This is a genomic window from Candidatus Pelagibacter ubique HTCC1062, from assembly GCF_000012345.1.
Classification (GTDB): domain Bacteria; phylum Pseudomonadota; class Alphaproteobacteria; order Pelagibacterales; family Pelagibacteraceae; genus Pelagibacter; species Pelagibacter ubiqueversans.
On record NC_007205.1, the window covers coordinates 1,213,718 to 1,225,936 of the forward strand.

General features: G+C 32.3%; 10 protein-coding genes. 3 read left to right on the top strand and 7 right to left on the bottom strand.

Annotated elements, in window-relative coordinates; all coding sequences use genetic code 11:
* Positions 1 to 4: 4 nt before the first annotated feature.
* From SAR11_RS06415 to SAR11_RS06430, 4 genes are read right to left on the bottom strand one after another with little or no spacing between them, the layout of a single operon-like run.
* Positions 5 to 592 (bottom strand): sarcosine oxidase subunit gamma family protein, encoded by a 588-nt coding sequence (locus SAR11_RS06415; protein ID WP_011282275.1) that lies wholly within the window; start codon positions 590 to 592, stop codon positions 5 to 7.
* Positions 589 to 3,585: a sarcosine oxidase subunit alpha family protein gene (locus SAR11_RS06420; protein ID WP_011282276.1), complete on the bottom strand. Its 2,997-nt coding sequence runs from the start codon at positions 3,583 to 3,585 to the stop codon at positions 589 to 591. The genes SAR11_RS06415 and SAR11_RS06420 overlap by 4 nt, the downstream gene beginning before the upstream one ends.
* Position 3,586: 1 nt before the next feature.
* Complete coding sequence (locus SAR11_RS06425; protein ID WP_011282277.1) at positions 3,587 to 3,853, bottom strand: sarcosine oxidase subunit delta; 267 nt, start codon at positions 3,851 to 3,853, stop codon at positions 3,587 to 3,589.
* On the bottom strand, positions 3,854 to 5,110 hold the full coding sequence (locus SAR11_RS06430) for a sarcosine oxidase subunit beta family protein (protein ID WP_011282278.1): 1,257 nt from the start codon (positions 5,108 to 5,110) through the stop codon (positions 3,854 to 3,856).
* A gap of 126 nt (positions 5,111 to 5,236) precedes the next feature.
* On the opposite strand from SAR11_RS06430, the gene SAR11_RS06435 reads away from it, so the two are divergent.
* Positions 5,237 to 6,922, top strand: coding sequence for a formate--tetrahydrofolate ligase (locus tag SAR11_RS06435; protein WP_011282279.1), 1,686 nt, complete (start codon positions 5,237 to 5,239; stop codon positions 6,920 to 6,922).
* 3 nt (positions 6,923 to 6,925) lie between these two features.
* Here the strand turns inward: SAR11_RS06435 and SAR11_RS06440 are convergent, their stop codons facing one another.
* Entirely contained in the window at positions 6,926 to 7,717 is a 792-nt protein-coding gene (locus SAR11_RS06440) for a type 1 glutamine amidotransferase (RefSeq protein WP_011282280.1), read from the bottom strand.
* Complete coding sequence (locus SAR11_RS06445; protein WP_011282281.1) at positions 7,714 to 8,880, bottom strand: iron-containing alcohol dehydrogenase; 1,167 nt, start codon at positions 8,878 to 8,880, stop codon at positions 7,714 to 7,716. Before SAR11_RS06445 ends, SAR11_RS06440 begins: the two co-directional genes overlap by 4 nt.
* Positions 8,881 to 8,951: 71 nt before the next feature.
* Between SAR11_RS06445 and SAR11_RS06450 the strand changes: the two genes are divergently transcribed.
* On the top strand, positions 8,952 to 10,328 hold the full coding sequence (locus SAR11_RS06450) for an aldehyde dehydrogenase family protein (RefSeq protein ID WP_011282282.1): 1,377 nt from the start codon (positions 8,952 to 8,954) through the stop codon (positions 10,326 to 10,328).
* A gap of 1 nt (position 10,329) precedes the next feature.
* A complete protein-coding gene (locus tag SAR11_RS06455; protein ID WP_011282283.1) occupies positions 10,330 to 11,085 on the top strand; it encodes an SDR family NAD(P)-dependent oxidoreductase in 756 nt (251 codons plus the stop codon).
* 47 nt (positions 11,086 to 11,132) lie between these two features.
* Here SAR11_RS06455 and SAR11_RS06460 read toward each other — a convergent pair whose 3' ends face one another.
* The gene (locus SAR11_RS06460; RefSeq protein ID WP_011282284.1) at positions 11,133 to 12,209 is read right to left on the bottom strand and encodes a C4-dicarboxylate ABC transporter; all 1,077 of its coding nucleotides are present in this window, start codon (positions 12,207 to 12,209) and stop codon (positions 11,133 to 11,135) included.
* Between the last annotated feature and the right edge of the window lie 10 nt (positions 12,210 to 12,219).

Genomic DNA, 12,219 nt, shown 5'->3' on the forward strand with positions numbered 1-12,219 from the left:
ATTTTTAAATTCCTTTATAACCAAATTCTAAGCAAGCATCAGTAATTGAATGATAAAAAGATTCTCCAAAACTTCTTAATGTAAATATTCTAACTTTATCTGGATTGTCATCTAGCATATCAATTGTAACTGACATTCCGTTATAAATTGAATTTAAACAAGTATCTTTTTTCAATTCATTAAAATTAAAAGGGCATCCTTTTTTTAATATCTCTTTTGTATTTTTTCCCTCTATTTGAATTATCGCTCTGCTATGAGATATATTTGTTATGGCAAAATCTGTTTCTGGTAATTTTTCGTTAATTTCTTTTAAAATTTCTTTTTTTGAAGAAACTAAAAGCCAGTTATTTGGTCCATTCCATAAAATTCTTGTATTGGTGTTACAGCTTATATTTAGAGTTTCATTTTTTAAGTTCAAATCATCTAACTTAATATTTTCAATAGTTATTGCTGAACTATTATACTTAACAATTTGAATGATTAGATAATCGCTTAATTCGCTTATTTTTAACAGTTCTTTATCATTTTTTCCTTCATGATCACCAAACAAACCTTTGATATGAATATTCTTTAAAGCAGAAATTGAACTCATGATCTTACTCTTTCACCTTTTGGATCAACATAATGGGATGAAACAATCTCAACTGGTATTGTTTTATTTTTTAAAGGTGACATTGCAAATAGTTTTTGCCCTATCATATTTTTTCCATCCTTAAGAATTGCTAGTGAAAATGGATTATCGTATTCAACACTCCAACAAGATGCAGAAATATATCCTAATTTAGGGTTTGGTGTTGGAGCCATTGCATCTTTAACTAAATGAGACCCTTCTGGGATACTTGTTTTCTTATCAATTGGAACAACCCCTACTACTTTTTGTCTATCTTCAGCTATAAATGCTTCTCTTTCTAATGAACGCTTTCCTATAAAATCTTTCTTTTTACTAACAAGTCCTTCTAAAGAGTTATCATAAGGAATGGTTCTGCCATCAAGTTCTGATCCTGCAATGTGACCCATTTCAATTCTTAGAGTTGATAATGCTTCAGTGCCGTAAGGTTGAATTTTAAATTCTTGTCCTACTTCCATTATCTTCTCCCACATAAAATTTCCATTGTCAGATTCGACATTAACCTCATAAGCAAGCTCTCCTGAAAATGAGATTCTAAAAATTCGTGCGTGAACTCCAAATAAATCAGCTTCTAAATATCCCATAAAAGGTAACCCTTCATTTGAAGCATCAATATTTGGAAATAATTTTTGTAATAAATCTCTAGATTTTGGCCCAGCAATTGCAGCTCCTGCCCATTGCTCTGTAGTTGAAACCACATTTACATTTAGTTCTGGCCATACAAGTTGTAGATAATATTCAAGATGAGATAAAACATTTGCTGCTTGTGCTGTTGTTGTTGTCATATGATAATGGTTTTCAGAAATTCTCGTTGTTGTTCCATCATCCATAACAATTCCATCTTCTCTTAACATTACACCATACCTTGCTTTACCAACTGGCAGTTTTAACCAAGCATTAGTGTAAACTCTATTTAGTAGCTCTGCTGCATCAGGTCCTTTAATGTCAATTTTACCTAAAGTAGTTACGTCACAAACACCTACATTTGTTCTAACATTTTTAGCTTCTCTTTTTGAACCTTCAAATAAAGTTTCTTCTCCAATTTTATAATATCTTGGTCTCAACCAAACACCTGCGTCCACAAACACAGCATTATTTTTTTCATGCCAAGTGTGCATTGGTGATTTTCTTGTTGGTTTTGAATGTTTACCAACTTCTCTTCCAACAATTGCACCAATTGTAACTGGTGTATACGGAGGTCTAAAAGTTGTATGACCTACTTCTGGCACTATTTTATTTTCAATGTTTGAAACTAGCTGCAAACCGTTGAGATTACTTGTTTTTCCTTGGTCTGTGGCCATTCCTAGTGTCGTATATCTTTTTACATGTTCTATGGATCGATATCCTTCTTTTAGTGCAATTTCTACATCTGAAACAGCTACATCGTTTTGAAAATCTAAAAATCTTTTATATGTTTTTCCTTTAGGCAAAGGCACACACCAAAATTTATCATGTGTGGTAGATTTTTTTTCCATAACTGTTGGCGATGATGTTTTGTTATCATTATTAGTAATTTTTTTTGAAAGTTCATATCCAGTTTCAAATGAACTTTTTAAAGTTTCTTCTAATGTAAAAGTTCCATTTGCTGCACCTAAAGTTGTTTCATTTTGTTTTGATAATCCAGGTACAAATGCATCTATATCCTTATTAAAAGTAGTTTTATTTCCTGATTGAGAAGCTAAATGTATTGTTGGTGTCCAAAAACCTGAAACACAAATGCAATCACAATTGATATTTTCTAAAGTTCCTAGTTCATTTTTATCATCTGAAATTTTTGCAACTTCAGCTGATTTAACTTTTTTATACCCTTTTGCAGCAACTACTACGTAAGAAAATTTAATTTCAATATCTAGTTTTTTTGCTTCATCTATAATTTCTGACTTTGGTTCTTTTCTTGTATCTAAAATAATTGGATCAACACCATTTATTTTAAACTCTATAGCCGTTTCATATCCGCTATCATTATTGGTAAATATTAAAGGTTTTTTACCAACTAACACTCCATAAACTTTTAAATATTCTTTTGCTGCAGAAGACAGCATCACACCTGGTGTATCATTATTTCCAAATACTAAAGGTCTTTCAATTGATCCTGATGAAATTAAAACTTCTTTTGCTCTAATATACCAAAGTCTTTGTTTTGGATTGTATTTTTTAGTTTTAGGTAAGTGATCACTTAATTTTTCTGACATGACTAACATATTGTGATCATAGTAACCAAATACTTGAGATCTATTTTTAACAATAACATTAGGCATTTCTTTAAGTTCAGAAATAATATTTTCTGCCCATTCTTTTCCTGTTTGATTTCCAATATTAACCTCGCTAGTTAATAAAGTTCCACCAAATCTAGGCTTGTCTTCTGCTAAAATTACTCTTGCTCCATTTTTAGCAGCAGCATATGCACTTGCTAAGCCAGAGGGTCCTGAACCTGCAATTAACAAATCACAATACTCATATTTATGTTCATATCTTTCCTTGTCATGCTCAATTGATGCAACCCCAAGTCCTGCTGCTTTTCTTATAAATGGCTCATAAACTTTGTACCAAAAACTTTTTGGCCACATAAACGTTTTGTAATAAAATCCTGCTGGAAGAAATATTTTTAACAAATTGTTGATAGCACCAATATCAAAATTAACACTTGGCCAACAATTTACACTTGTTGCTTCCAAACCTTCAAAGAGCTCTTGTTCTGTAGCTTTTACATTCGGTTCAGTTTCATTATTTCTGTATAATTGAACAATTGCATATGGCTCATCTACACCTGCACCAAAAAAACCTCTGGGTCTATGATATTTAAAGCTTCTTCCTATTAAATGAACTCCATTAGCAAGTAATGCTGAAGCTAAGGTATCTCCCTCGTAACCAAAGTAAGTTACTCCATTAAACTTAAATGAGATTTTTTTATCTCTATTTATTAATCCAACATTATCTAATCTATAATTTTGTGTCATATTAAATATCTTCGCTAGCTTTAACGGTTTTAAATATTTCGTGAGTTGCAGTGTCTCTTTCTATTTTAATCCACTGTCTGCATCCTGATATATGTTGCCATAGCTCTTTGTGTTTTCCTCTTAAACTTTTTCTATTATAAACAAAATTATCCCAATCTTGATCTGAAACTTCTTTATTAAGTTCTGGTCTTTTAACGGTTGCATCACCACCGTATGAAAATTCATTTTGAGATCTCATCCCACAGTGAGGACATTTAATATGAAGCATTTATGAAATCCACGTTTTAGTTCCAAGTCCTTTTTCATCTAATAAGTGACCTGTGTGAAATCTATTTAAACTATATCCAGCATTTAATTTGTGAACTCTATCTTGTGCAATTGTATGTGCAAATGTCCATCCTGATGCTGGTGTTGCTTTAAATCCACCATAACACCATCCACAATTTAAATATAATCCTTCAATATGAGTTTTATCTATTATAGGTGAGCCGTCCATAGACATATCCATTATCCCACCCCAAGTTCGAAGCATTTTTAGTTTGCTAAGAAAAGGCATCATCGCAATTCCTTCAGTTAAAACATGTTGAAGGGTTGGAAGGTTTCCTCTTTGCGCATAGCTATTATAGCCATCCAAATCTCCTCCCATTACCATCTCACCTTTATCCGACTGACTAATATAAAAGTGTCCTGCACCAAAAGTTACAACTTTATCTAAAACAGGTTTAACTGGTTCTGAAACACAAGCTTGTAAAAGATGTGTTTCAATTGGTACTGTCATATTTAATTTCTCTGCTAAAATATTTGTACTACCTGCAACACACAGTCCAATTTTTTTAACTTTAATATCTCCTCGTGAAGTTCTAACTCCTTGAATTTTTCCACCTACAACATCAAAACCTGTTACTTCACAATTTTGAATAATATCTACACCCATTGAATCTGCTTGACGTGCATAACCCCATGCAACAGCATCATGCCTTGCTGTTCCAGCGCTTGGTTGCATCAGTCCACCAAATATAGGAAACCTTACATTGTCTGAAAAGTCAGCCATTGGAATAATTTCTTTTACCTCTTCTCTATTTAATAAAACTGCATCGATACCATTTAATCGCATTGAGTTTCCTCTCCTTGCGAAAACATTCATCTGGGCATCTGAGTGAGCAAGGTTAATAATTCCTCTTGGAGAAAACATTACATTGTAGTTTAAATCCTGGCTCATCTTTCTCCACAAATCCATTCCAAACTCACTGAACAATGCATTATCGTCATGCATGTAGTTTGATCTAATGATTGTGGTATTTCTTCCAACATTTCCACCCCCGATCCAACCTTTTTCAATGATAGCAACGTTTGTAATATTGTGCTCTTTAGCTAAATAATAAGCAGTTGCTAGGCCGTGACCACCTCCACCAATTATAACCACATCATATTCTTTTTTAGGAGTTGGATCTTTCCAGGCCAAATCCCAATTTTGATGACCAGAGAAGGCATTTTTGATCAAATTAAATATAGAATATTTTTGCATAAAATAATTTTATACAAAGGAATATAAATAGTTCTTATTTTTTTTATATATATTTTTTAGAAGTTTCCAAAAATTTAAAATAAGATATCAATTGGGCATTAAAAATTAATTTTATAGGAGTTTAAAATGAGCGAAGTTAAGTCAGACATTCAAATAGCTAGAGAAGCTAAAATGCAACCTATAAATGATATTTTAGCCAAGATAAATGTGCCTGATGAAAGCTCAGCTTTTAGTCCAATGGGAAGACACATAGCAAAGATTAATTTAGAATATTTAGATACTTTAAAAGATAAACCAAATGGAAAACTTGTATTAGTGACAGCAATCACTCCTACACCAGCTGGTGAAGGAAAAACCACAACTTCAGTTGGTTTAAATGATGGATTAAACAAAATTGGAAAAAAATCTATTGTTTGTTTAAGAGAGCCAAGCCTTGGTCCCTCTTTTGGAATGAAAGGTGGAGCAGCAGGTGGCGGTTATGCTCAAGTAGTTCCAATGGAACAAATTAATTTACATTTTACTGGAGATTTTCATGCAATAACATCAGCTCATAATTTGTTGTCAGCCTTAATTGATAATCATATCTATTGGGGAAATAAACTAGATATCGATGTTAGAAGAATTGTCTGGAAAAGAGTAATGGATATGAACGATCGTTCTTTAAGATCTATAAATATAAACTTAGGTGGAGTTGCAAATGGTTTTCCAAGAGAAGATGGTTTTGATATTACTGTTGCATCTGAAATCATGGCAATCTTTTGCTTATCAAATGATTTAGAAGATTTAGAAAAGAGAATAGGAAATATTACAATTGCTTATACTAGAGATAAAAAACCTGTTTATGCTAAAGATTTAAAAGCACAAGGTCCAATGACAGTATTATTAAAAGATGCAATTCGACCTAACGTTACTCAAACTTTAGAAAATAATCCTGCAATTATTCATGGTGGCCCTTTTGCTAACATTGCTCATGGCTGTAATTCTGTAATTGCAACAAAGACTGGACTAAAACTTGCTGACTATGTTGTGACAGAAGCAGGATTTGGCGCAGACCTTGGTGCAGAAAAATTCCTTGATATTAAATGTAGAAAATCAGATTTAAAACCTAGCTGTGTTGTAATTGTTGCAACTATTAGAGCATTAAAAATGCATGGTGGTGTAGCAAAAGATGATCTTAAAACAGAAAATGTAGAAGCCTTAAAAAAAGGTCTAGTTAACCTTCAAAGACATGTAGAAAATGTAAAAAAATTTGGTTTGCCAGTTGCAGTAGCTGTTAATCATTTTATTAAAGATACAGAGAATGAAGTAAAAGCTTTGATAGAATTTTGTGACACTATTGGAGTTAAAGCAAGTCTTTGTACTCATTGGGCAAATGGTGGCGAAGGTACAAAAGAACTTGCAAGTCATGTTGCTGAATTATGTGAGAAAAATGAGGATAAATTCAAATTCTTATATGAAAGTAAAACTCCTCTATTTAAAAAAATAGAAACAATTGCAAAAGAAATTTATAGAGCAGATGAGGTTATTGCAGATACTAAAATAAGAGATCAATTAAAAAGCTTTGAAGATGCTGGATATGGTGACTTTCCAATTTGTATTGCAAAAACTCAATACAGCTTCTCAACAGATCCAAGCTTAAAAGGTGCACCAACAGGACACTCTTTACCAATTAGGGAGATTAAACTTTCTTCTGGTGCAGAGTTTATTGTTGTTATATGTGGAGCCGTTATGACAATGCCTGGGTTACCAAGAGTTCCAGCGGCAGATTCAATTAAGCTAAATAAAGATGGTGAAATTGAAGGTCTATTTTAGAAACTAGTTACGCAGATAATTAAGCCAGTTTCTAACTTCACATGTTCTGTCATTAAAATCTAATAGTTCGTTTTGAGATTTTATGTATGAGATATGACTTTCATACTCTTCTTCATTTAAAAAATTTTTATTTACAAATAGTCGTTCTTTACGACCTTCAATAAGTTTAAGCATCTGAAAGTACTCATAATCAGGATGATACTGTAAGCCAATAATTTCAGAGTTTCCCGCTCTAAAACTAACACCCATTACATTGTTAACTTTATCACTTGATAGAAGAATAGCATTTTCCGGTAATTCACTTACTTCATCAAAATTAAATGCTGGTGATGTAAAAATTTTTTTCTTATCTTTGTAAATAAAATGCTTCTCACCTTCATTATTAATAATTACATCTGATGCAATTCCAATGTGAGCACCATTTTTACCAGGGTTTACCTTGCCTCCAGCTGCTGTAGAACAAACTTGTAATCCCCAACAAATAGCTAAAATCTTCTTTTTTTGAGTAAAACAATTTGATGCAAAATTAATATGTTTCTTAATCACATCCGTCATATCATTTATTCGCATTGCACCACCCGTAAAGACAATACCATTATATTTACTCATGTCTTTTAGAGCATTCGTAGTCTCATCATCATTACCAGGATTTATAATTTCAGTAATTGCAGATGGTTCTATTTTTAAGATTAAATTTTTTAAATTATCTGCTGCAGAAGCTCCAGCTGCTTTAATAAAAAACTCACTATCTTCTCTAATATTTCCTTCAACAATTAAAATATTTAAATCACTCATTTAAACAATTCACCTGTCATACTGTTCTGGTACATTATCCTCATATCATCCTCAGTTAATTTTTTTGGATTTCCTCCAGTAGATGGGTCTGCTAAAGCCATTTTTGATAATCTATCAATATCAAAATCTTTTTCATCAATCACTTCTGATAATTTATGAGGCATATCAAGTTTTTTTCTTAAATCTAAAACCCAGTTAACAAAACCATCAAAAGATCTGTCTTTAAGTTCTAAATAGTCACAAATTTTAATTATCTTATTTTCAATTACATCTTTGTTGAAAGTTAACACGTAAGGCATAAATATTGCATTAGATAAACCGTGATGAATATTATTTAATGCATTGACAGGGTGACTTAGAGAATGAATTGCTCCTAGTCCTTTTTGAAATGCAGTTGAGCCCATACTAGCTGCTGTTAACATATTCATTCTTGCTTCAATATTAGATCCATTGCTAACAGCTTCTAATAGCCACTTATCAATTAATCTCATTCCTTCTAAAGCAATTCCATCTGCCATCGGATGATAGCCTGGTGCACAATAGGCTTCTAAATTATGTGCTAGTGCATCCATTCCAGTTGCTGCAGTCATTTTTGCTGGTAATCCAACTGTTAAAATTGGATCTAAAATAACTATTGATGGTAAAAATTTTGGATGAAAAATAATATTTTTCACGCCTGTTTCTTCATTTAATATTACTGATGCTCTGCCAGTTTCAGAACCAGTGCCCGCAGTAGTAGGTACTGCAATAATGGGAGCAATCTTATCAGAGTTTGCTTTAGTCCAATTATCTCCAACATCTTCGAAATCCCAAATAGGTAGATTTTGACCTGACATAAAAGCAACTGCTTTACCAACATCTAAACCACTACCACCTCCAAACGCAATAACACCATCACAATTGTTTTTTTTATAATAATCAGCACCTTCATTAACATTCGTGCCAGTTGGGTTACCAACAACATTTGAATATAATGCTGCAATAATTCCACCCTCTTTTAAAATCGATAAAGTGTTTTTAACAATAACTGATTGAGCTAATCCATTATCAGTAACAAGCAGTGGCTTTTTAATGTTTAAATTTTTACATGCTGAAGCAACATCATTAATTCTATTTTCACCTACCCACATTGTAGTAGGATAATTCCAGTTGTATTTTTGCATATTATGTTTTAGTGTTTTATAAAGTTGGTTGATGTATATCACTTTCTAAAATAATTTTAACCGAAATATTTATGCAAAAAACTATTACACCTATTGATAATACCCTTTATATCGAAAGAAATTATGATGGAGCTAAAATAGAAGAAACTATTAATGGCTCAATGAAAGCTCAAAAAATGTGGGCCGATCTAGATATTAAAGAAAGAGTAAAACTATTAACAAGTTTTGTTGAAGATTTTTTATCAAGAAGCGATCTGATTTGTGAAGAACTAAGTAGACAAATTGGTAGACCTATTTCTCAAGCGGCTGGTGAATTAAAGGGCTTTAAAGAAAGAGCCGATTACATGCTATCTATTGCAGAAAAGAAATTATCAAATATTGATGTAGCAAAAGATGATAATTTTAAAAGTTATATAAAAAGAAAAGCTCTTGGTGTAGTTTTTGTAATAGCGCCATGGAACTATCCATACCTCGTTGCAGTAAACTCTATAATACCAGCTATGGCAGCAGGTAATTCTGTTATTTTAAAACATTCTGCTCAAACCCCTTTATGTTCTGAGCAACTTTACCAATCAGCTAAAAAAATTCTGCCTAAGGATATTTTTAATTATTTACATTTAAACCATGAAGATAGTTTAAAAATTGTTTCTGATAAGCGAATTAATTTTGTCTCATTCACTGGATCAGTAAAAGCAGGTTACGATGTTCAAAGAGCAACTCAGAATAAATTTATTGATATGACTTTAGAATTGGGTGGTAAAGATCCAGCTTATGCCAGATATGATTGTGACTTAGAAAAAACAGTTGAAAATTTGGTTGATGGATCTTTTTTTAACTCAGGTCAATCATGTTGTGGAATAGAAAGAATTTATGTTGATGAAAAAATTTATAATAATTTTTTAGAATTGTTTGTTTCAAAAACTTATAATTACAAACTTGGAAATCCATTAGAAAAAGAAACCAACTTAGGTCCTGTGGTTAAACTATCAGCTGCTGATTTTATTTTACAACAAATAAACTCTGCAATTGATAAAGGTGCAAAAAAAATGATTGATGAAAGTAAATTTAACTTTCCAAAAGAACATAAAAATTATTTAATTCCTCAGGTTTTAACAAACGTGAACCATGACATGGCTTTTATGACTGAAGAAACTTTTGGACCCTGTGTTGGGATTATGAAGGTTAAAGATGATAATGAAGCAATTAAATTAATGAATGATAGTCCTTATGGATTAACAGCTTCAGTTTGGACAAAAGATCTTGATGTTGCTCAAAAAATTGGCAATCAAATTAATACAGGCACGTTTTATATGAATAGATGTGATTATCTAGATCCTGCATTATCATGGACTGGTGTTAATGAAACCGGAAAAGGTTGTTCGCTATCTGAGGTGGCTTATGAAAAATTAACTTCACCAAAAAGCTTTCACTTAAGAAAAGAACAATAAAATGAAATTAAATTTTAAAGGTAAAACTGCTGTAATCACTGGTGCAAGTGGTGGTATGGGTTTAGAGATGTCAAAAAAACTATCTCAAAACAATATTTCAGTTTTAATGTTAGATTTAAAAAGTCCTAGTAAAGAATTTTTAGATAATAATAAAAAATGTGAATTTAAAAAAGTTGATGTAACTAATTTTAATAAATTGAAAGTATATATCGATAATTTTTATAAAAAACACAAAAGATTAGACTACCTAGTTAATACAACTGGTGTTCTTTGGTTTGATAAAGATGTCTCAGCAGTAAATATAGATTCTAATGTATGGGATAAAGTTTTTGAAATAAATTTAAAATCTATGATGTATCTTTCAAAAATTATTGTACCTAAAATGATTAAAAATAAATTTGGTTCAATGGTGCATATATCTTCCATTGATGCATTATCTGGTGATGACAAACCTCAAGACGCTTATGGTGCTTCAAAAGCAGCAATGATTAGACTTTCAAAGTCCTTTGCCATTCAATTTGCATCTAACAAAATTAGATCAAATATAATCTTACCTGGGCCAATAGATACGGGTATGCAGATTAGATGGAAAAAAAATCCTAATACAAAGAAAAATTTAGAAAAATTTATTCCTTTAAATAAAGTAGGTAAACCCGAAGATATTTCAAATGCTTCTTTATTCCTATTAAGTGATCAAGCAGATTATATTACTGGAACTGAATTGATTGTTGATGGGGGTCTTACGGCTAAGCCGTAGTTATTAACTTTAGGCGCCTCTTTCTTGAGGCGCCTAAAAAATATTAATTATCTGTAAGGGTATCCAGCTTTTTCCATTGTGTTTGCATACAACTTAAATGCATCCACAACTTTTTTAGCTCTTGGACTAATACTTGAAGTCTCATCCCAGAATGCTTTAGAGTCGTTTACGACTTTAGCCCATTCATTATCAGGAAGACTTGTTAGTTCCATTTTTTTCCCATTAACACGAAGATCAGCTTCTCCACCCCAATACCAAACTTGTCTATAATAATGAGAGTCATTAATAGACATTCTGTAAAGTGCTTGAAGTTTTGGACTTAATTTGTCCCAAGCTTTTTGATTAGCAAAGTAAGATCCAAACCATGCTCCTGTAACAGAGTTAGTTAATGCATACTTGCAGATATCAGCCCAACCCACTTCATATGCCTCAGTAAACCCGCACCAAGCAACACCATCTAGTTCTCCGGTTTGCATAGCAACTTCCACATCATCCCAAGGAACCGTAACTGGTATTAGACCGTATTGCGCCAAGAATTTTCCAGCAGTAGGAACACCAAAAACTCTTAGGCCCTTCATATCTGCTAAAGAAGTAACTTTTTTGTTTACAGTGAAAAGATGACATGGATCCCAAGCACTTGTGCTCAACCATTTAACACCTTCAACCTCACTATAAGCTTCATCCCAAATTTCATTTAAACCATAATATTTAAATAAAGCTGGAACGTCTAAGCTGTATCTAGTTGCAAATGGAAAATATCCACCAAACACTGAGATATCAACTGGTGATCCCATTGTAGCATCATCACTTTGTACGGCATCTAGAGTTCCTGCTTGCATGGCTCTGAATAGTTCATCGGTAGGAACTAATTGATCCGCATAATACAGTTCAATTTCCATTTCACCATAAGCAGCTTTATTAAATGCTTCAATTTGTGGTTTGATAACATGTGCACCAAGCGGAGCTCCAGAATATGTTTGAAGCCTCCATTTAATTGGGTTTGATGCAGAATAAGCGTAAGGTGCTTTAACAACACTTGCTCCTGCTACACCAAAAGTTAACAAGCCAGCTTTCTTAATAAACGATCGCCTCTTACTTGTTATTATTTTTTTTTCTTTTTTCATTAACTCTCCC